The organism is Campylobacter sp. IFREMER_LSEM_CL1890, from assembly GCF_025772045.1.
Lineage (GTDB): Bacteria > Campylobacterota > Campylobacteria > Campylobacterales > Campylobacteraceae > Campylobacter_D > Campylobacter_D lari_D.
The window spans coordinates 18,791-40,855 of the sequence record NZ_JAKMRK010000009.1; the positions used below are offsets into that span (position 1 = coordinate 18,791).

At 29.5% G+C, this 22,065-nt stretch carries 19 protein-coding genes; 3 read left to right on the forward strand and 16 right to left on the reverse strand.

Annotation, left to right across the window (positions count from 1 at the left end):
• Positions 1 to 14 precede the first annotated feature (14 nt).
• A complete protein-coding gene (locus L8W57_RS05650; protein WP_263662187.1) occupies positions 15 to 1,370 on the forward strand; it encodes a nicotinate phosphoribosyltransferase in 1,356 nt (451 codons plus the stop codon).
• Here L8W57_RS05650 and L8W57_RS05655 read toward each other — a convergent pair.
• The 7 genes from L8W57_RS05655 to L8W57_RS05685 form a co-directional block, all read right to left on the reverse strand.
• Complete coding sequence (locus L8W57_RS05655; RefSeq protein ID WP_263662188.1) at positions 1,357 to 2,523, reverse strand: acyltransferase; 1,167 nt, start codon at positions 2,521 to 2,523, stop codon at positions 1,357 to 1,359. The genes L8W57_RS05650 and L8W57_RS05655 overlap by 14 nt on opposite strands.
• Positions 2,523 to 3,590 (reverse strand): flavodoxin-dependent (E)-4-hydroxy-3-methylbut-2-enyl-diphosphate synthase, encoded by a 1,068-nt coding sequence (gene ispG / locus L8W57_RS05660; RefSeq protein ID WP_412175281.1) that lies wholly within the window; start codon positions 3,588 to 3,590, stop codon positions 2,523 to 2,525. The genes L8W57_RS05655 and ispG overlap by 1 nt, the downstream gene beginning before the upstream one ends.
• A gap of 56 nt (positions 3,591 to 3,646) precedes the next feature.
• Positions 3,647 to 5,140, reverse strand: a complete 1,494-nt coding sequence (locus L8W57_RS05665; RefSeq protein ID WP_133319899.1) for a C69 family dipeptidase — start codon at positions 5,138 to 5,140, stop codon at positions 3,647 to 3,649.
• 120 nt (positions 5,141 to 5,260) lie between these two features.
• Positions 5,261 to 7,105 carry a primosomal protein N' gene (locus L8W57_RS05670; protein WP_133319898.1) on the reverse strand — a complete coding sequence of 615 codons (1,845 nt, stop codon included), beginning with the start codon at positions 7,103 to 7,105 and terminating at the stop codon, positions 5,261 to 5,263.
• Positions 7,102 to 7,572: a type II secretion system protein gene (locus L8W57_RS05675; protein WP_133319897.1), complete on the reverse strand. Its 471-nt coding sequence runs from the start codon at positions 7,570 to 7,572 to the stop codon at positions 7,102 to 7,104. The genes L8W57_RS05670 and L8W57_RS05675 overlap by 4 nt, the downstream gene beginning before the upstream one ends.
• A complete protein-coding gene (locus L8W57_RS05680; protein ID WP_133319896.1) occupies positions 7,573 to 7,812 on the reverse strand; it encodes a hypothetical protein in 240 nt (79 codons plus the stop codon).
• A complete protein-coding gene (locus tag L8W57_RS05685; protein ID WP_012661890.1) occupies positions 7,799 to 8,032 on the reverse strand; it encodes a hypothetical protein in 234 nt (77 codons plus the stop codon). The genes L8W57_RS05680 and L8W57_RS05685 overlap by 14 nt, the downstream gene beginning before the upstream one ends.
• 154 nt (positions 8,033 to 8,186) lie before the next feature.
• Here L8W57_RS05685 and uvrB point away from each other — a divergent pair, with 154 nt between their 5' ends.
• Positions 8,187 to 10,160, forward strand: coding sequence for an excinuclease ABC subunit UvrB (uvrB, locus tag L8W57_RS05690; protein WP_263662189.1), 1,974 nt, complete (start codon positions 8,187 to 8,189; stop codon positions 10,158 to 10,160).
• Positions 10,161 to 10,176: 16 nt separating this feature from the next.
• On the opposite strand, the gene efp is transcribed toward uvrB, so the two are convergent.
• The 8 genes from efp to pheS are packed head-to-tail and all read right to left on the reverse strand — an operon-like array spanning position 10,177 to position 20,021.
• The gene (efp, locus tag L8W57_RS05695) at positions 10,177 to 10,746 is read right to left on the reverse strand and encodes an elongation factor P (RefSeq protein ID WP_039618934.1); all 570 of its coding nucleotides are present in this window, start codon (positions 10,744 to 10,746) and stop codon (positions 10,177 to 10,179) included.
• 60 nt (positions 10,747 to 10,806) lie between these two features.
• A complete protein-coding gene (serA, locus tag L8W57_RS05700; RefSeq protein WP_263659747.1) occupies positions 10,807 to 12,387 on the reverse strand; it encodes a phosphoglycerate dehydrogenase in 1,581 nt (526 codons plus the stop codon).
• On the reverse strand, positions 12,384 to 12,863 hold the full coding sequence (locus tag L8W57_RS05705) for a hypothetical protein (RefSeq protein ID WP_133319893.1): 480 nt from the start codon (positions 12,861 to 12,863) through the stop codon (positions 12,384 to 12,386). The genes serA and L8W57_RS05705 overlap by 4 nt, the downstream gene beginning before the upstream one ends.
• 6 nt (positions 12,864 to 12,869) lie before the next feature.
• Positions 12,870 to 14,537, reverse strand: a complete 1,668-nt coding sequence (locus tag L8W57_RS05710; protein WP_263662190.1) for a 30S ribosomal protein S1 — start codon at positions 14,535 to 14,537, stop codon at positions 12,870 to 12,872.
• A gap of 55 nt (positions 14,538 to 14,592) precedes the next feature.
• Positions 14,593 to 15,429: a 4-hydroxy-3-methylbut-2-enyl diphosphate reductase gene (locus L8W57_RS05715; RefSeq protein WP_263662191.1), complete on the reverse strand. Its 837-nt coding sequence runs from the start codon at positions 15,427 to 15,429 to the stop codon at positions 14,593 to 14,595.
• Positions 15,419 to 16,705, reverse strand: a complete 1,287-nt coding sequence (gene aroA / locus L8W57_RS05720; protein ID WP_263662192.1) for a 3-phosphoshikimate 1-carboxyvinyltransferase — start codon at positions 16,703 to 16,705, stop codon at positions 15,419 to 15,421. The genes L8W57_RS05715 and aroA overlap by 11 nt, the downstream gene beginning before the upstream one ends.
• A complete protein-coding gene (gene pheT, locus L8W57_RS05725; RefSeq protein ID WP_263662193.1) occupies positions 16,702 to 19,032 on the reverse strand; it encodes a phenylalanine--tRNA ligase subunit beta in 2,331 nt (776 codons plus the stop codon). Before pheT ends, aroA begins: the two co-directional genes overlap by 4 nt.
• Entirely contained in the window at positions 19,029 to 20,021 is a 993-nt protein-coding gene (gene pheS, locus L8W57_RS05730; protein WP_263662194.1) for a phenylalanine--tRNA ligase subunit alpha, read from the reverse strand. Before pheS ends, pheT begins: the two co-directional genes overlap by 4 nt.
• A gap of 84 nt (positions 20,022 to 20,105) precedes the next feature.
• On the opposite strand from pheS, the gene L8W57_RS05735 reads away from it, so the two are divergent.
• The gene (locus L8W57_RS05735; protein ID WP_220566684.1) at positions 20,106 to 20,471 is read left to right on the forward strand and encodes a histidine triad nucleotide-binding protein; all 366 of its coding nucleotides are present in this window, start codon (positions 20,106 to 20,108) and stop codon (positions 20,469 to 20,471) included.
• A gap of 16 nt (positions 20,472 to 20,487) precedes the next feature.
• Here the strand turns inward: L8W57_RS05735 and pckA are convergent, their stop codons facing one another.
• The gene (gene pckA, locus L8W57_RS05740; RefSeq protein WP_263662195.1) at positions 20,488 to 22,062 is read right to left on the reverse strand and encodes a phosphoenolpyruvate carboxykinase (ATP); all 1,575 of its coding nucleotides are present in this window, start codon (positions 22,060 to 22,062) and stop codon (positions 20,488 to 20,490) included.
• Positions 22,063 to 22,065: the final 3 nt, after the last annotated feature.

Here is a 22,065-nt window from a genome sequence, read left to right on the forward strand (position 1 = left end):
GTAAAAATCCTTATATGAATTCTTCATTATTATGTGATTTTTACGAACTAAGTATGGCTTATGCTTATTTTAAACAAAATATGCATAAGCAGATTGTTTATTTTGAAGTTTTTTTTAGAAAAGCTCCTGATAGTGCTTCTTATGCTATTTTTTGTGGATTAGAACAAATCATAAATCATATTAATCATTTTTCTTTCTCTAAAGATGACATAGATTTTTTGAAAAATACTAAAAAATTTGATGATGATTTTGTAAACTACCTTTCAACTTTAAAATTTAGTGGAGATATACTAAGTGTTAAAGAAGGTGAATGTATTTTTGCTAATACACCTTTAATGATCATCAAAGCACCTATAATAGAAGCTTTATTATTAGAAACTTTCATACTTTTAACCCTAAATCATCAATGTCTAATTGCCACTAAAGCTAGCAGAATTGCTCAAATTGCAAAAGAAAAATTACTCTTAGAATTTGGCTCTCGCAGAGCCCATGGAGAAAGTGCGGCTTTAAATGGTGCTAGAGCTGCTTTTATAGGTGGTTTTCATGCAAGTGCTTGTACTTTAGCTGGAAAAAAATTCGACATTCCTATAAACGGAACTATGTCTCATGCTTGGGTACAAATGTTTGATGATGAGCTAAGTGCTTTTAGAGCATATTGTCAAATTTATAAAGATAATATAAGTCTTTTGATTGATACATATGATTATAAAAAAGGTATTGAAAATGCTATTTTAGTTTTTAATGAGTTAAATGCACAAGATTCTATGCAAAATTATTCCATCCGTATTGATTCAGGAGATTTGCTGAAAATCTCTAAATATATTAGAAAAAAACTAGATCTTGCTAGCTTAACAAAATGCAAAATCATAGCTAGTAATGCCTTAGATGAGTTCATCATAGAAAAATTACTAAAAAACAAAGCTCCAATCGATGCTTTTGGTATTGGAGAAAAGCTTATTACTTCAGCAAGCTCGCCTATTTTTGGAGCTGTTTATAAGCTTGTTGCATTAGAAAAAAACAATCAAATCATCCCTAAAATAAAAATCAGTGCAAGCTCAAGCAAAACAACCTTGCCACATTTTAAAAAACTCATAAGGTATTATAAAAACAATAAAGCAAGTTTTGATATTTTATATACGCATGATGAAAATATCAAAAATTATCAAGGTCATACATATAAAAATTTACATGAGCTTATTTTTAAAGATGGAAAATTAATCTATGGGCTTCCTAACTTGAAAAATATTCAAGAGTATCATAAAAAAAGTGTTGATAGTTTGGATTTTAAACTAAAAAAACTTCAAAATCCAAGTATTTATAAAGTAAAAATTACCAATAAAATGAAAAATATAATTTCTATTTATTTCTAAATTCTTTAACTAATTTATAAACTTTAAAAACAAACATTATCATTCCCCCTCTATATCTATTTTTATATGAATCCAAAAATAAATGTCCAATTCTATATCTCAAATGTTTTTTAATTTTTATAGCTTCAATGTAATCATCATATTTTTTTAACTCTTCATCGTTTTCAATTATTTTGTTCTCTTTTTTGCACATGTTATATTTTTTAATACATTTAATAACAATAAATGGCAACAATAATGAAAATCTATTTCTTACAAGCAAATCACCAATTTCATAGCGATATCCTTCTAAAATTATTTTTTTTGCTCCATAAATTTTAGTATTGCTTATTTGAGAAAAACTATTCAACGAAAATCTATTTTTGTTTCTATTGAGATGTATTTTATTATATACAAAAAATAACTTATCTTTAGAATTTGACAACTTCTTTATATTTGTATCAATAGTGTATAAATTCACAAAATCTTTTTTACTAAAAATAAACTTAAAATTATCATTGTTACTATAAGTATATTTTGAAGTTTGCTCCGTAGTCCAAGCATGGACACACTCTCTTGACCAATAAATATTTTCTTTGATTTCTTTACAAGGATTTCCTGCATTAATAGTGTTTGACCTTAATATTTTTCCAGCCAACATGCTTTTAGCTCCAACAACAGATCCACTCGCTACAAAAACCCCTTTAGCAAAACCAACTTCTTGTCCACACCAAACATGATCGCCAATAAATATACTTTTACTAAAATTAACTCTCATATTTGTCTTACAATCAAAAATCAAATGTGGATCTGCGGTTCTAAACCATATGTCAAAAGAAAATAAACAACTATTTCCTATGATTATATTTTGTTCTTCAGATGCAAGTAAACTACACCCCCCCCCAGCGGGATTAAAATAATTATTATTCCCAATATATACAACACTATTATTAAATACATTTATATTAGCTTTATTTACCAATGAATTACCTAAAAAAATTAAAGAATTATCACCAGAAAAAGTTATATTAGTATTTTGTATTTTAGCATTCTTATCCAAAAATAAAATATTATTTTTTCCTTTAAAATTTACTTTAGAGTTGGTATTGTATTCACTATCATAATAAATATAATTATTCCGGTTATCACAATATATACTTTTATTTGTTAACATTACTTTTCACCATTTCTAAGTTTTACCTCATCTTCCACTTCAAGTAAAAATCTATCAACAAGCTCATCTTCTTTTAATTTTGCCACCACTTCACCATGTCTTATAACTAAACCTTGATTTTTTCCAAAAGCAATAGCCACATCAGCACCCTTAGCCTCACCCAAGGCATTTACAACACAACCCATAACACTTATATTTAATGGTTCTTTTATATGTTTAGTTTTTTCTTCTACTATCTTAATCGCTTTAATCAAATCACTTTGAATTCTTCCACAAGTTGGGCATGAGATGATATTTACTCCACTCTTTTGCACTCCACTATCTTGTAAAATAGCCCTTGCTACCTTAATCTCTTCTTCAAGTTCCCCTGTCATAGAAACTCTCATTGTATCGCCTATACCTTTTAAAAGCAAATTTCCTAAGGCAATCGAACTTTTAACCGTACTATGAAATTTAGTTCCTGCTTCAGTAACCCCTAAATGAAACGGATAATCACAAAGTGGTCTTAGAGCTTCATAAGCTTTTATGGTATTTTGCACATCTGAAGTTTTCATAGAAATTTTAATGTCAAAAAAGTCTAAATCTTCTAGTAATTTTATATTATATAAAGCGCTCTCAAGCATAGCCTCTATATTATAACCATATTTATCGCTAAATTGCTTTTCTATAGAGCCATGATTTACCCCTATTCTAATAGGAATTTTTCTTTGTTTACAAGCTTGCACCACTTCTTTTATATTTTCTTTTGAGCCTATATTTCCCGGATTAATTCTCACCCCATCGATAAATTCAGCACAAAAAACTGCTAGCTTATGATTAAAATGTATATCCACTATTAAAGGCAAGGGACTTTTTGCTTTGATTTCTTTTAAAGCTCTTGCATCTGCCATGTCCAAACAAGCTAAACGCACTATATTTGCACCGGCAAAATAAAGCCTATTAAGTTGCTCTAAACAACCTTCAATATCTCTTGTTTTAGTAAAAAGCATGGATTGCACAGAAATAGGTGCATCACCACCTATTAAAACATCGCCTACTTTTATTTGTCTTGTTTTATATCTTGTCATTAAAATCACTCTAAAAATATTTTTAGAGTATTATAGCCCAAAAATGGGCTATATCATTAATCTTTTTTATTTTTATTAAGAGATTTATATTTTACATCTGTATCTCTTGTTAAAAGGGTAAAAATTTGATTTGTTAAATCTTGGGTAAGTTTTTTAGCTTCCTTTTGATTTTGTAATGAAAAATCAACTAAAATTTGCTTTGCTTTATTCTTATCTTTTTGATAAAGACTTAAATATTCTTTTTCCATAGCTTCTTGTTTTAAAGATGTGTCTTTTTCAAATTTAGCATAAGCATTTTTTACAATAGGTGCATACTTATTATAATCACTCATTACAAGAGTTTGTAACTTGCGATAAATCCAATAAATTGATTCATCATCAGCTTCATTTGTTCCTTGTTGATAACCTGCAATAAATTCATCATTACCAAAATAATAAGGCAAATACACACTCAAATCGGCCATTCCTATTGCGACATAATTTAACCTGCCTATCTCTTTAGGAAGCCACGGTCTAACTTGCATGATATGAGATTCATAAGTTCTAAACACACTCACAACACGATAAATATTTTCATCTTCATTGAAATTTGAGTATGGATCATATTTTGTTCTATCATAGTGCGATCTTAAAGCTTTTTTTAAATCATCCACACTAAGTTTTTGTTCAGGTTCTAAAAACACATTAAAATTAGCACCATTTTTTACATCTTGATTTAAAGATGGATTAAACATTTTTTGTATCCACCAAACTCTAGGATAATTATAAGTTAAATCTCTATCATCATTTCTTGTGTAAACTTTAAAAAAATCAAAATCCTTATCTACTTTAGGATTATACGCTTTATGAATGACGGCAAAATTTATTAAATTTTTAGAATGCAAGGTATTTTCATCGTTAAATTTTAATTGCTTCAACCTACCCTGGTTTGCGCTAACAAAATACGAATTATTAGGAATTTTTACAGCCATCCACTGATGTGCTGTAGCACTTTCTAAATACCAAATTTCTTTAGAATCCACAAAAGCTACTCCAAAACCCTCAGCAGCACCTTGTTTTTCTATAATATCGCCTAATAATAGAACACCTTCTTTTGCACTTTTAATTCTTGGAAGCAAAACATCTAAAATATCATCTTCACTAATACCATTTTTCTCATTATAAGGATCAAATTTTAAAAGCTCATCTTTTGCATAAATTGATTCAGTAGCACTTATCCCAACACCCTTTTCATTAAAACCAGTAGCACCATGTAATTTACTTTGCCAATTAGCTATAGTGCTATATTGAAAAGATTTAGCAGGTAAAGGGTAAGTAAAATCATTCATTCCTTGATGTGCTTTAGTACTATAAATACCTTTTTGGTTTTCAACTCTTGGATGGATTAAAAAAATCTGTGCTTTATCTGCTTTACTATCAGCACTTCTTGCAACCAACATAGAGCCATCTTTGCTTGCTTCATTTGGTACTAAAATAGTAGTACAAGCTAAAGCATTATTAAGCAAAGCACCAAAAAGTACACAGTTTGTAAGAAAACTAAACTTTTTCATTTTCTCTCCTTTAAATTTAAGAAATTAAAAAAGTATATTCTTATCAAAATAAATTTAAAATTAAAAATAAAATATTGTTTTTATTATAAAATAATAATTATTTATAAATAAATATATTTTTTAAGAAAAATCAACTGGATCTATATCGCAAGTAATATTTTTAAAATTTAAGGCAAAATGCTCAAATTTTACAAGTTCTTGATGAGTATTAGCACGCAATAATACATAAAAACGCCATTTCTTATTTAGCATTTCAATGCCACAAGCACCATGTCCTACTAATTGCACTTGTTTTAATTCTTGAACTTTATTAGCTATAAATTCACATAAATTTAAAGCTTTGTTTTTATCCTCATCTTCAACAATTAGCCTTAAAAGTCTTTTAAATGGAGGGTAAAGCTCACTTCTAGAATTTAATTCATCTTTTAAAAAGCTATCATAATCTTGTATATATTTTTCAAAAAAAGATCTATTCTTAGTTTGTAAAAACACCCTACCCTCGCCTTTACGACCTGCACGACCTGCTACTTGCATAGCAAGAGCCAAAGTCTCTTCCAAAGCTTTAAAATTAGGTCTGAATAAATACTCATCAAGACCTAAAATCACACTCAAATCCACATTGTGATAATCATGTCCTTTAGCAAGCATAGAAGTGCCTACTAAAATATCAATTTTTTCTTGGTTAAAATCTTTTAAAATCATATCAAGCTTTTTTACACTGCTAATCTCATCACTATCAAATCTTTTTATGATAGGATTAAACTCAGCTAATTCTCTTTCTAAAAGCTCACAAAGCTCTGCTGTGCCCATTTTTTTAGCTTCAAGCATAACTCCATTGCAAGTTGGGCAGGTTTGATCGATTTCTTTAGTAAAATTGCAATAATGACATTTTAATGCATTTTTATTTTTGTGCAAACTCAAAGCAATAGAACAAAAAGGGCATTTAATGGTATTAGCACATTCTTTACATAAAATTTGTCTAAAATTTGCCCTTGTAGGTAAAAATACCACAGCTTGCTTTTTATTTCTTAAGCTAATTTTTAATTCTAAAAGTAATTTTGACGAGACACTAAGCTCGCTCTCATCATATAAAAACTGCTTTTTGCTTTCAAAAAAGGTTCCTTTAAGTCTAAAACAAGGATGTTTATAATAACTTACAACACTTGGAGTAGCCGAACCTAAAAGAACTTTTATATGCATTTTTTTTGCTACAAATAAAGCCAAATCTCTTGCATTGATTTTTGGATTATTAGAAGCTTTATAAGAATTATCATGCTCTTCATCAATAATAATCAAACCCAAATTCTTAAAAGGTAAAAACAAAGCCGATCTAGCTCCCACCACCAAAAGAGCTTTTGAATTTGTTAAATCTTGCAAGTATTCTTGCTTTTTTTTCTTAGTAATTTTAGAATGCCACAAGAAAAAATGCTCACCAAAATACACTTTTAATCTTTTTTGCATTTGCGGAGTTAGAGCGATTTCTGGCATTAAAAGCAAAACTTGCTTTCCTTGCTCTAGATATTCTTTTATCAAACTAATATAAATTTCAGTTTTACCACTTCCTGTATCGCCAAATAATAAACTAGTTTGTTTAGTTTTTATAAATTCCAAAGCCTCTTGCTGGTTTTTACTTAAACTAGGTGCTTTTTCTATATGAATTTTTTCATTTTTATACTCTTTAATGCTTTCAAACATACCCAAAACAAAAGCTATTTTACTAGCATAATAATAAGCAATAAATTGAGCAAGTTCGTATTGGTATTGCGTTAGTTTAAAACCTGTTTTTTCTTTTATAGCTTGGGTTTTAAAATCAGGCTTTGAACATTTTTGTAAAATTATAGCTTTGAGATTTTTTTTCCTTGCAAGATCAACTATCACTTCATCTAAAATTTCAATTTCTTCTTCACTTTCATAAATTAAGGTATCTAAATAATATCCTTTTATAGCAAGTTGATAAAAATTCAAAACCCATAATCCTTACAATTTAAACTCACACATTCTAAAAAAACTTTTTCACCATTATAAGAAAAATCTATGTAATTTTTAGCATTTATAAAAAATCTATATTGAGTATTTGCTATTTTCATCCATGATTTTTTACTTGAAACAATTGGCTTATCTAATACACTATATGTACAATGATTTGTTTTTTTGTAATTTTGCAAACTATCACAAAAAAATAATTTTTGATTTTCACTATTTATCAAAGCTTCATCTAAAATGGCTGGAAAATCCTTACTTTCTTTAAATAAAAACTGATTTTTGAGTAAGGCCAAAGAAGCATTGATGAGCTCTACCTCACTTTTTGCTTGGATAAGTTTAGCATCATTTTTTCCAAAAGAAAAATACGGATAAGCAATTGTGCTAAGAATAGCAATAATCATCATACAAAAAATAAGCTCTACTAAAGTAAAAGCTTTTTTTACTTGCATTTATTGTATTTCTTCATCGATAGTGTTTATAAGTTTGTTGAGTTCTTTTTTTAAGATATAGTTTTCGTAGCTAAGTTTTACAAAAGCATTAATGAAATTTGCAAGTTCTATCTTACCTGTGCCTCCAGAAATTAAAGCAATCTCATCTTCAAGATGATTTGCAAATTCATTACTGCATGTTACGACAAAGTCTTTTGCATAGACATTGATTGTAACTTTTCTTTGATTATTGTTTGCCAAGAACTGCCTCTATTTTTTTGATCACATCTTCACTTTCAATATTTTTATTTTTAAGCTCTTCTTCCAAACGTGCAATTTGATTGTTTTTGGCTTCATTTTGTGCTTTTACGCTCACTAATTCATTTCTTAAATTTTCATTTATTTCACATACTTCATTATATTTAGCCAAAAGCTCATTTACTTTATCTGTCATTGTGTTGATTATTCTTTCATCATACATAATTTTTTGCCTTTATTGATTTTATATTTTAGAGTATTTTAAACACATATTGTAACAAAAAAAAATTTAATTTTGCATAGCTTTTTGTTTTAAAATTTAAATTTTTAGAAAAAATTTTGTGTAAAATTAGTAAAAATACAAGTTAGGAAAAATTATGTTTGAACTTACTAGCGAATTTAAGCCAAGTCCTGATCAAAAGCAAGCTATTGATGGTATAGTAAAAAGCATTAAAGCAGGCAATAAATACCAAACCTTGCTAGGTGTTACAGGTAGTGGAAAAACTTTCACTATGGCAAATATCATTAAAAACTTAAACATGCCTACTCTTATCATGAGCCACAATAAAAGCTTATGCGCGCAACTTTATAGTGAATTTAAAGGCTTTTTTGCAAATAATCATGTGGAGTATTTTATAAGCTATTATGATTATTATCAACCCGAGGCTTATATACCAAGAACCGATGTTTTTATAGAAAAAGACAGCTCTACTAATGAAGACTTAGAAAGATTAAGACTAAGCGCAAGTGCTTCGCTTTTAAGTTATGATGATGTTATTTGCATAGCTAGTGTTTCAGCAAATTATGGTTTGGGAAATCCAAGTGAGTATGTGGGTATGGTTTTGATTTTAGAGCTTAATATGCAAATAAATCAAAAAGAACTTTTAAAAAAACTTGTAGATATGGGTTATAAACGCAATGATAATTTCTTTGACAGAGCTGATTTTAGAGTCAATGGAGATATAGTAGATATATATCCAGCTTATTATGAGGATGAAGCTATTAGACTTGAATTTTTTGGCGATGAACTTGAGGCGATGTATCATTATAATGTCTTAGAAAATAAAAAAGGTAAAGACTTAAAAAAATTTATACTTTATCCAACTAGTCAATTTAGCGTAGGTGAAGCTAGACTTAAAGAGGCTATAAAAGGTATAAAAGCTGAATTAAATAAACGCCTTGCTTATTTTGAAAATGAAAATAAACTCGTAGAAGCACAAAGACTAAAACAAAGGGTAGAATTTGACCTTGAAATGCTTCAAAGTACTGGCATGTGCAAAGGAGTTGAAAATTATGCCTTGCATTTAACAGGGCTTAAGAGCGGCGATACACCTTATACGCTTTTTGATTATTTTGCCATTAAAAATCAAGATTTTTTAGTCATTGTAGATGAATCTCATGTATCTTTACCACAATTTCGCGGAATGTTTGCAGGGGATAGAAGCAGAAAGCAAACTTTGGTTGATTATGGTTTTCGCTTGCCAAGTGCCTTAGATAATAGACCTTTGATGTTTGATGAATTTATTAATAAAAATTGTAAATTTTTATTTGTTTCAGCCACACCTGCACCTTTAGAACTAGAATTAAGCAAAGAAAATATTTTTTATCAAATCATGCGTCCAACAGGGCTTTTAGATCCTAAAATAGAAATCAAAGATAGTGAAAATCAAGTAGAAATTTTATACGATGAAGCTAAAAAAGTTATAGAGCGTAATGAAAGAGTTTTAATAACCGTTTTAACTAAAAAAATGGCTGAAGAGCTTAGTAAATACTACTTGGAACTTGGCTTAAAAGTAAAATACATGCACTCAGAAATTGATGCAATTGAGCGCAATGAAATCATCCGTGGCTTAAGAAGTGGCGCTTTTGATATTTTAATCGGGATTAATCTTTTAAGAGAAGGACTTGATTTACCTGAAGTTTCCCTTATAGCGATTATGGATGCGGACAAGGAAGGCTTTTTAAGAAGCACCACTGCACTCATTCAAACGATGGGACGCGCGGCTAGAAATGTCAATGGAAAAGTATTACTTTTTGCTAAAAAAATCACAAAATCTATGCAAGAAGCTATCAATACTACCAATGAAAGAAGAACCCTACAAGAAGCTTATAATAAAAAGCACAACATCACACCAACCTCAGTAAAAAGAAATATAGAAGAAAGTTTAAAACATGAGCTTGAACAAGGAGAAATTTATCGTAAAGGCAAAGAACTTGAAAAAATGCCTGCGAAAGAACGCGCTAAAATAGTAAAAGAATTAAGAAAACAAATGCTAGAAGCAGCTAAAAATCTTGAGTTTGAGAAAGCGGCAATGCTTAGAGATGAAATTAATAAATTAAGAACTTTATAATCCCTTAAATAAGGGATTATTTATTTGCTCTTTCTATATACTCTCCACGCACAGTATCAACGCGGATTACTTCCCCTTCTAATACATGGAAAGGAATTTGCACTACTGCGCCTGTTTCTAAAGTAGCTGGTTTTTTGTTTGAGCCTTGAGTATCACCTTTAAAATTTGGTGCCGTTTCAATAATTTTAAGTTCCATTACTTGAGGCACTTCCACACCAATTGCTTTTCCATTGTGAAATAAAACATCTACCATGGTTCCATCAAGCATCCATTTTTTAGCTTCACCCACATCTTCATCGCTAATTGCAACTTGCTCATAAGTTTGAGTATCCATAAATTGACAATTTTCACCATCATCGTATAGATATTGCATTTGCTTTTCTTCTAAATTTGGAGATTCACATTTATCCCCTGCATGGAAAGTTTTTTCCAAAACCTTACCATCGATAAAAGATTTAATTTTAATACGAACAAAAGCAGGACCTTTTCCTGGTTTTACATGTTGATATTCTACGATTTTAAAAGGAATACCATCAATTTCTATTTTTAAACCTTTTTTTAAATCTCCCATTCCATAAGAAGCCATATATTTTCCTTAATTTTAAAATTAAAAAATAATTGTAACAATTAAGGCTTATAAAAAGCCTTAAATTTCTGCATATTCTGCAAAAATACAAGCATCAATAGCTCTTAATTCCTCAAGCAAAGCTTTTGAAATTTTCGTATCAAGCAAAATTACAGCCAAAGCTTTTCCAAAGCCATTTCTACCAAGTCTAAAATCAGCTATATTGACATTATTTTTGGCTAAAATTCCGCTAACATTAGCAATAACTCCTGGTATGTCATTATTGTTTAAAATTATCATTTTCCCTTTTGGTTTAAAGTCTACATCAAAACCATTCAATTCTACTATTCTTTGTTCATTTTCACCAAAAATAGTTCCTGAGATAGAAAGGTTAGAATTATCTGTAATTACTTTTATAGTGATTTTATTACTATAACCACTACTTGGTAGAATACAAGAAGAAAGTTCTACGCCCTTATCTTTAGCTACAAAATGTGCGTTAATATAATTAATATTTTCACCTAAAATACCTCTTAAAACACTCACTGTTGCAAAAGTTAATAAAGACTCATTATACTCGCTAATTTGTCCTTCACTTTCAAGTTTAATAGCCTTAATAGGAGTTTTATCAAGCTGAGCAGCCAAAAAGCCCATTTTGGAAATAAGCTCAATATAAGGTGCTACAAAACTTGGTAAATCTTCAGTTTTAATCGGTAAATTTAAAGCATTAGGATAAGAAATTCCTCTTGCAGCATTTAAAGCTTGCTCGCATGCTTGGATAGCGATATTTTCTTGACTTTCTAAAGTGTTTGCACCAAGATGAGAAGTAACAGAAACATTTTCAAAGTCTAAAAATGGATGATTAGTTGCTGGTTCTTTATTAAACACATCGATACCAAGCCAAGCTATTTTACCACTTTTTAAACCTTCGCACAATGCATCTTCATTATAAAGACCACCTCTGGCACAATTTATTAATCTTACCCCATCTTTCATTTTAGAAATTTCTTCAAAAGAAATCATATCTGTTGTTTCTTTTGTTTTTGGCGTATGTATGGTAATAAAATCACTTTGAGTTAAGATTACATCTAAAGAATTCACACACTCTATACCCAAATCAGTCATTTTAGAAGCTACCACATAAGGATCATAAGCTATAACTTTCATACCAAAAGCTTTTGCACGTACAGCCACTCTTGAACCTATATTACCAAAACCTATAACTCCTAAAGTTTTATTCATAAGTTCAACACCATACCACTTTTCTCTTTCCCATTTTCTTTGTATTTTTAAAAAATTATGAGCATTTACAAAAGATCTTGCAGAGCATAATAAATGATTCATAGTAAGCTCAACTGCTGCTATGGTATTAGCCGTTGGTACATTCATTACTATAATGCCTTTTTTAGAGCATTCATCTATATCAACATTATCAACCCCAACGCCTGCTCTAACTAAAGCTTTTAAATTAGAACATGCATTGATAAATTTCAAATCCACATCCGTTGAACTTCTAGTAATAGCAACATCTACATCATTTAATTTTGTTAAAAGTTCATCTTTAGGTAAATGTGCTGCTTCGATAAGCTCAACATCATCAGCTTTTCTTAAAAGTTCTACGCCTTTGTCTAATATCGCATCACATACAATAATTTTTTTCATAACCAAACCTCCTTTAATTTTGCATTTATGTTGTAAATTTTTAATTTGTCGATCAGTGTATTTAATACTTTTTCATTATTTGTATCTAAATAAATTGCCACTTCATCTTTACTCTGTGTTAAAGTGTATTTGATAAAAAAAGAATGCAGAGTTTGCTTTAAACAAAACATAGAATAAACATCATTTTTGTTTACATCGAGCATATAAAATTTTTGTTTTGGCTTTACTACAGAATCATCCATATTAAAACTCATATAAAATTCGTTTGCTGCTGGAGAAAAATCATTGATTTTAATATTTGAAAGTTTATCTTGCCAAGTTTGTGGTAACTCTTTTTTTATTTCATCAAAAGAATATTTAACATTTTGTGAGATAGGTAAATTCCCAATATCTACATATCTCACCATAAAAATAAAAGCAATAAATAAAATTAGGCTTAAAAAACCTAAAATACCATAAAGGGTATATTTTTTCATTTTTTATTATAAAAGTTGATCTTTGATAATATCACCTAAAGTTACTTTGTCATTATCATTGATTTCATTTAACGCTTCTCTTTCTTTCATTCTTGCAAGGCTTTTTACGCTTAAACGAATTCTATTTTTCTTTTCATCAATGAAAACAATCAAAGCTTCTATTGTATCACCTACTTTTAAACTTGAAAAATCAATATTACCTAAATCCTCTTTATGAATAAGCGCATCAACGCCTTCTTCAAGCTCTACAAAAACTCCAAAATCTTTAATATCTCTAATTTTACCAGATATAACATCATTTACTTGGTGTTTTTGAGCATAAACTTGAACAGGACTTTTTTGTAATTCTTTAGTACTTAAAGAAATTTTTTGATTTTCTTTATCTAGTCTAATGATTTTAACTTCTACAACATCACCAACTTTATACATATCTTTACATTTATCACTTCTATTCCAAGAAGCATCTTCATTATGCAACAAACCTTCTAAATTAGCAATTTTTATAAAGGCACCAAAATTAGTCACGGAAGTAACACTGCCTTTTAGCACATCACCTACTTTATACGATTTTAAAAACTCATCAAAAGGTTTTGCTAATAAATTTTTTAAAGAAACTCTAAGTCTTCTTTCTTTAGCATTAATTTCAATCACTTCCACATCAAGCTCTTGACCTTCGTTAATATAATCTTTTGGATTTTTAGCATTTTTATCCCAAGAAATTTCACTTATATGTAAAAATCCTTCTATATCATTTCCTAAATCTACAAAAGCACCATATGGTTCTATATTTGAAACCGTAACTTTAATAGTATCGCCAACTTCTAAACCATCTTTGATTTCATCCCAAGGATCAGGCATGGCAAGTTTTATAGATAAAGAAAGATGTTTTTTATCTTTATCATATTTAATCACTTTTACAGGAACTTTATCACCTTCATTATACAATGAACTAGGATTTACTGGTCCTTTATAAGAAATTTCACTATAATGAACTAAACCATCAACACCACCTACATCAACAAACATACCGTAAGTAGTGATTTTTTTAACAACACCTTTTATAATTTCTTCTTGATTTAATACATTTGAAATAATTTCTTTGCGTTTTTTTCTTTCCTCATCTACTATTTTTTTTCTAGAAACTACTATACTCTGAGCTTCTTTATCTATTTTTATAATTTTAACTTTAAAAGTTTTATTGATAATATTGTTTGAATCTTTAAAACTGCTTTGTGATTTTGGTAGGAAAAACTCCACTCCATTTTCATCCACAGCTACAAAACCACCTCTATTTTTACCAATGATTTTTACATCAAATATACTTTCATCATCTTTATAATTGTTAATAAATTCTTTAACTTTTTGTTTTCTTAAAGCTTTTTTATGAGAAAGTAAAGATCTGCCACCGCGAGAACCTACTATAGCAACTTCTAATGTATCACCTTCTTTGAAGATAAATTCGCCTTTTTCGTTTTGAATTTCTTCTGCTACTAAAATACCTTCTGATTTTTGTCCTACATTTACAAATACCTCATCGCCTTTAATCGCGACAATTATACCTTGTGTAGTTGCCTCCTCATCAGACTTAAAAGATTCTTCAAGCATTTGCTCAAAATCTTCTTCTATGATAATATCCTCTAGTCTGTTTTGAACTTTTTTGTTCACCTCGCTCATTGTGGTCCTTTGTTTTAAATTTTAATTGTTGATTATAGTATTGTTTTCTTTAAACTTAGTTAATTTTGGCGTATTCTTTGATTTTTTCCAAAACCAAATCAATCACCCAATCAGGTGTAGAAGCACCCGCACTAATGCCACATTTTTCTTTACCGCTAAACCATTCTTTCTGAATTTCTTTTTCATTTTCGATTAAATAACTATCTTCACAATAGTTTTTTGCTATCAAAAAAAGCTGTTTAGTATTGGCTGAGTTCTTCCCTCCAACTATTATCATTACATCACTTTTTTTAGCAAGTTCATTGATTGCTTCTTGATTTTTAAAAGTCGCATCACATATTGTATTAAAAATACGCACTTCCTTAACCCTAAGCATTAAAAAATTTACAATTTCCATAAATTTTTCTATCTTTTTTGTAGTTTGTGATACTACTGCAATTTTAGAAGGCAATTTAATATCAAGCAATTCTTTTTCATCAAGCACTACATAAGCTTTAGTACTTACATAACTTCTAACCCCTTTTACTTCAGGATGATTTTCATCCCCAAAAATAACAACTTCATAACCTTCATTGCTCATTTGCTCACAAATTTTTTGAGGTTTAGTCACAAAAGGACAAGTTGCATCAAAAATTTCTATATCTTTTTGCTTTAATTTTTCTAAATCTTGCTTTGTAATACCATGAGTTCTAATGATGGCTTTTTTTTCTGTGCTTAATTCATTGATATCATTTAATGTTTTAACATTATAATTTTTCCAAAGTCTTGTGATTTCTTCATTATTATGAATTAAAGGGCCTATGGTAGCTGCATCTTTAATCTGCTCGGCTTTTTTAATAGCTCTTTTTACTCCAAAACAAAATCCATAACTTTTTGCTAATTCAATCTCCAATCTTAGCTCCTATTTGCTTTAAAATCTCAATAAAATTTGGAAAAGAAGTTTTGATGCATTCACTATCATCTACTTCCATTCCACATCTTAAACCTAAAATTAAAAAACTCATCGCAATTCTATGATCTCCAAAGCTTTCTATTTTAGCATTTTTAACTTCGCCACCTTCTACTTCAAAGCCATCTTCAAATTCTTTTACTTTTATGCCGCATTTTTGCAAATTTAATACAATTGATTTGATTCTATCACTTTCTTTTACGCGCAATTCTTTAGCATTTTTTATAATGCTTTTTCCTTTTGCACAAGCAAAAGCTATAGCCAAAGCTGGAATTTCATCAATCAACCATGCGATATTTTCACTCACATTTACCGCCTTTAAAGGCGTACTTTCAACACAAATTTCTCCAATACTTTCAAAATCTTTATTAGTAATATTATAAGTGATCTTTGCACCCATTTTTTCTAAAATTTTAAAGGCTTCAATGCGTGTTTTATTTAACAAAACATTTTTTAAAACTACTTTTGAATAAGGTAAAATACAAGCAGCTAAGGCAAAATAAAAGGCTGATGATGGATCATTTGGTACACATACTTCAAATGCTTTTAATTTTTCTTTTAAAGGATTGATTTTGATAAAAGTTTTATCCTCATTTAAATACTCAATGCAAGCTCCCATTTTATTAAGCATAATCTCACTATGATCCCTTGAAAGCTCAATTTCTTTAAAATAACTTTCTTTTTTGGCAAATAAAGCTGCTAAAATTAAAGCTGATTTTACTTGAGCTGAAGCAATATTACTACTAAAGTCAAAACCATCTAACTTAGCCCCTTGTATGCAAATAGGCGCTAAATTTGCATTAGCTCTTCCAAAAATCTTAGCTCCTAAACTCATCAAAGGCCCACTCACTCGCTTCATTGGCCTAGCATTTAAATAACAATCTCCACTAAGAACAAAAAATTCATCTTCAATAGCACTTAAAAAACCTATTAAAAGTCTCATAGCTGTACCTGAATTTCCACAATCTAAAACGCAATTTGGAGATTTTATATATTTTGGAGCTTTAATATAAATTAATCCATCAATTTCTTCAACTTCAGCTCCTAAAGCTTGAATGATTGCTAAAGTATGTAAAGTGTCTTGTGCTTTTAGATAATTTTTAATCTTACAAGTTCCTTGAGTAAGCAAAGAAAAAATAGCAAAGCGATGAGATATAGACTTATCAGAAGCTATATCTTCAAGCTCTACTTTAAAAGAATCAATAGGACTTATCTTCATCGAAGTTTTAAACCATGCTCATCATCTAAAGCTTTGATGATTTTATCAATATATTCAAGGATAATATTATCTTCTAAAGTTTTTTCAAAATCTCTAAATACCAAATTAATAGTCAAGCTATAAAAATCGCCTAAATTTTCATCTGTATATAAATCTACCACTCTAAAGCTTTCTAATCTTTCGATATTTAATTTAGCAATAGTGTGTTTGATTTTTTCATATTCAAAACCCTTAGGTATTACTATACTTAAATCCCTGCTCATAGATGGAAATTTAGAATATGCTTTAGCGGTTTTAAAGTCTTGTTTTAAGCCTTCCAAATCAAGCTCACAAATATAAGTTTTAACCAAATCCCTTTCATTTTCTATACTTAAATGTACTCTACCTACAAAACCTATACGCTTGCCATTTTTATATACATTTGCTTGTTCATATGGGCTTAAAAATGCATATTCTGATTTTTGTAAACTAAACTCACCTATAATGCTTTTTAATTCTGCTAAAAAGGTATAAAAATCCACTAAAACAGGCTTGGCCTTATTTGTGATTTTAGCTTCTTCTTTATAGCCACTAAAGATCATCGCAAATTTAGCATGCTCGTTTGAAAACTCATCAAAAACACTACCACACTCAAAAAGTTTGATTTTCTTTTTTGAATTTCTTAGATTAAAGCTTACTGCATTTAAAAGATGATTTATCAAAGTACTTCTTAAAGTATTAAGTTCGTTAGTAATAGGATTAATGAGTTTGTTTTTAATACATTTAAATCCTAGCCGACTTAATTCTTCTTCATTATCCAAAACATAATGCACACTTTCAAAATATCCATTGTTGCTTGCTTTTAATCTTAAATTTTTAAGCTCTTGATAATCAAAATATACTTGATTTAAACGATTTTTTTCTCTAAATTCTAAAGCTTTTGATGGGATATTATCAATACCGATAATTCTTACTATTTCTTCACTAATATCAGCTATATTTACTATATCACTACGGTGAAGTGGAATTTTAATATTAAATTGTTCATCATTTACCACACTTATTTCAAAGCCTAGTTTTCTAAGAATTTTGACTAAATTATTTTTATCTATAGGCATACCAATGATTTTATCAACCTCTGCACCAAAAATCCCAATAATATTTGCTTCATTTTCTTTAAAAACTTGTTGACTTCCTGAAAAAACACTCATTGCGCTAATTTTTAAGCACTCATTAAATAAATATTCCATTCCCAAAGAAAGCTTAGGCTCACTGCCTCTTAAAGAACGATATATAGTGTCATTTTTCTTTTTATAAAAGGCTATTGCATTTGCTATAGTTTGAGGATGAGTATAGCTTGCTTCTATAATGATGATTTTACTCTCATCATTGATTTTAAATTTATCTTCTTGCTCTATACCCGCTAAAGCAATCAACTCATCTTTATAATAAACCCCATATTCTCCATGTTCTTGAGTTTTAATCTCTAAAACAATCTTTTCATCAATTTGACAATCTTGACAAAGCTTATGAAAATCATAAGCACAAAAAATCACTCCACTTGCATGAGTTGCATAAGTTAAAAGATTTTCTATGTTGTTATTTTTATATGCTTCAATCAAAGCAAGACGAATTTGTATCGTGATATTTAACTTAAATTCTTCTTTAATCTCTAGTGCCTTATAAGCAAAAAATCCTTCAACATCACTTTGATTTTTAACACTTAGTATTCTTCCTATACCTACGCTATTTTCACCTTCTTTTAAAGGATTTAATTCTTTTAAATTTAAATCAAGTGCTGCACTTAAATCTCTAGCAACACCATATAAACTCAAGCAATCCCCGCGATTTGGAGTAAGTTCTATTTCAATTAATTCATCATTAAACAAATCATATTCATTAAGAGCTTTTCCTAAAACTAACTCTCCCATACTTTCATCTAAAACCATAATACCTTCATTACTTTTTCCAAAACCAAGCTCACTAGAAGAGCAAATCATACCCATAGATTCAACCCCTCTAAGTTTGGCAGGTTTTATCTCAAGTCCGCTAGGAAGCACTGTACCTACTAAAGATACGGCTACAAATTGATCTTTATCAACATTTTTTGCACCACAAACAATTTGTAAGATTTCATTCCCAATATCTACTTTACAAATATTCAATTTATCTGAATTTTCATGTTTAACTTTTTCTAAAACCTTACCTATTACAACTTTTTGGGGAGCTTTAACACTTTTGAAACTATCAACCTCTAATCCTATGGAATTTAAAGTATTTACTATAGTTTGTGTTGATATTTCACTTAAATCAATCCATTCATTTAACCAATTTCTACTAATAATCATCTAAATTGCTCCAATAATCTTAAATCACCTTCAAACATAGAACGCAAATCAGGAATTTTATGTAAAAGCATAGCAAAACGCTCCACACCCAAACCAAAAGCATAACCACTTACATTTTTATAACCAACAAATTTATAAACATTAGGGTCAACAACGCCACATCCTAAAACTTCAAGCCATCCTGTTTGCTTACAAACCCTACATCCACAACCTTTACAAAACACACAAGAAATATCTACTTCAGCAGATGGCTCTGTAAAAGGAAAAAAGCTTGGTCTAAAACGCACTTTTACATCGCCAAACATATGTTTTAAAAAATGCTCTAGCATATCTTTTAAATTTGCAAAATTTACCTTATCGCCTTCTTCTACCACAAGTCCTTCTACTTGATGAAACATAGGGGTATGAGTAATATCAAAATCTCTTCTAAAAACTGCACCTGGTGCTATCATTCTAATAGGTGGTATTTGAGATAGCATAGTTCTAATTTGAACTGGAGAAGTTTGAGATCTAAGCAAGGTTTTATCTTCAAAATAAAAAGTATCTTGCATATCTCTTGCAGGATGATTTTGTGGTAAATTCAATGCTTCAAAATTATGAAAATCATCCTCGATCAAAGGCCCTTTTTCTATACTGAAATTTAAAGCTGTAAAATATTCTATGATTTTATCCATAGTTTGCATGATTGGGTGCAAAGCACCTGCATTTGAAGTTTCATCAAAAAAGCTAAAATCTTGCACATCTTGTTTCATTTTTTCATTTAAAGCTTTTTCTTCTAATTCTTTTAATTTTATTTGATAAGCCTCATTAAATTCATCTCTTGTTTTATTTAAACCATTGGCAAATTCTTTTTTTTCTTCACCTTGCAAATCTTTTAACTTTGCAAATTCTAAAGTCAAAATACCTTTTTTTCCTAAAACACTTACTTTTATATTTTCAAGCTCTGCTAAAGTATTTACAGAAGCAATTTTTTCTATCATATCTTGCAATTTTAGCTCCAACTAAATTTTTTTTAAACATTCTAATGTAAAATTATTTAAAATTAGCAAAAATAATAAAAAAAGGACTACTAAATGAGAGAAAAAACCGTATTTGAACTAATCGTAGAAGGAAAAATCCCTGCTAATAAAGTTTTAGAAAGTGAAAAATTTTTAGCTTTTCATGATATCAATCCTAAAGCACCTATTCATATTTTAATCATTCCAAAAGAACATTTTGAAAACTTTCAAGAATTAAGACCTGAATTAATGAGCGAAATGACACAATTTATCCAAGAACTAGCTACTCTTTTAGGACTTGATAAAAGTGGGTATAGATTAATCACAAATTGTGGAAAAAATAGCGGACAAGAAGTTTTTCATTTACATTTTCATATGTTAGGTGGATTTGAGCTTCCAAAAAATAAAGAAACCCAAATCAATCCTCAATCTTTATTCTAAAAAGAGCTAACTCTTTTTAGATAGCAGGACCAGCTAGTTTAAATTCTGCTCCTTCTTTTACATCTTCATAGCGTTTGAAATTTTCTATAAACATTTTTGCAAGCTTTAATTTAGTTTCTTCATAAGCTTTTTTATCCTCCCAAGTATTAACAGGGTTTAACAACTTACTTTCTACACCCGCTAATTCTTTTGGAACTGTAAGATTAAATAAATCATAGTTTTCAAACTCACAATTTTGTATGCTACCATCTAAAATCGCATTAATGCAAGCTCTAGTAGCTTTAATACTCATTCTTTTGCCTACACCATAAGCTCCACCGCTCCAACCGGTATTTACCAGATAAACATTTACATTATGCTTGCTGATTTTTTCGCCCAAAAGTTTTGCATAAACAGTTGGGTGTAATGGCAAAAACACTTCTCCAAAACAAGCTGAAAAAGTCGCAACAGGTTCGGTAATGCCTCTTTCAGTACCTGCTACTTTAGCAGTATAACCACTTAGAAAATAATACATTGCTTGTTCTTTACTAAGCTTACTAACCGGAGGTAAAACACCAAAAGCATCCGCTGAAAGGAAAATGATATTACTAGGATGACCTGCACTAAGGCTTGGTTCGTGATTTAAAATATGCTCTATCGGATAAGAAACTCTAGTATTTTCAGTTTTAGAACCATCATTGAAATCAACGCTTAAATCATCTTTTAAAACTACATTTTCTAAAAGTGCATTTTGCTTTATAGCTCCATAAATTTCTGGTTCACTTTGAGGATCAAGGTTAATGCATTTTGCATAACAACCTCCTTCAAAATTAAACACACCCTCATCATCCCAACCATGCTCATCATCGCCTATTAATTTTCTTTTTGGATCAGTTGAAAGAGTAGTTTTACCTGTACCACTAAGCCCAAAGAAAAGCGCTACATCACCTTTTTCTCCAACATTAGCACTACAATGCATAGAAAGTTTATTTTCTAGTGGAAGCCAATAATTCATCATAGAAAAAATTCCTTTTTTCATCTCTCCACCATACCAAGTTCCACCAATTACTGCTATATTTTTTTCTATGTTAAAAATGACAAAAACCTCTGAATTTAAACCATCTTTTTTATAATCTTCATTAATACATTTGCAAGCATTATACACCACAAAATCAGGTTTAAACTCACTAAGTTCTTCTTCTTTTGGACGAATAAACATATTTTTTACAAAATGTGCTTGCCATGCAATTTGAGTTACAAAACGCACAGCTTTACGACTTTTTAACGAAGCTCCACAATATGCATCTTGGATATAAATATCACTATTACTAAGCTGTTTTTTAGCTTTTGCTAAAAGCTTTTCAAATAATTTCTCACTAATAGGCTGATTAATCTTACCCCAAGCAATGTATTTTTGCGAAGGATCTTGTTTTACAAAATATTTATCTTTAGGACTTCTTCCAGTAAAAATCCCTGTATCTACACTAAAGGTGCCATTTTTAGTACATACACCTTCATTATTGTTTTTTTCGTGCTTTAAAAGCTCATCATAGCTAAGATTGTGAAAAACTTGTCCGATATTTTCTAAGCCTAAATTTTCTAAACCTTTCATCTT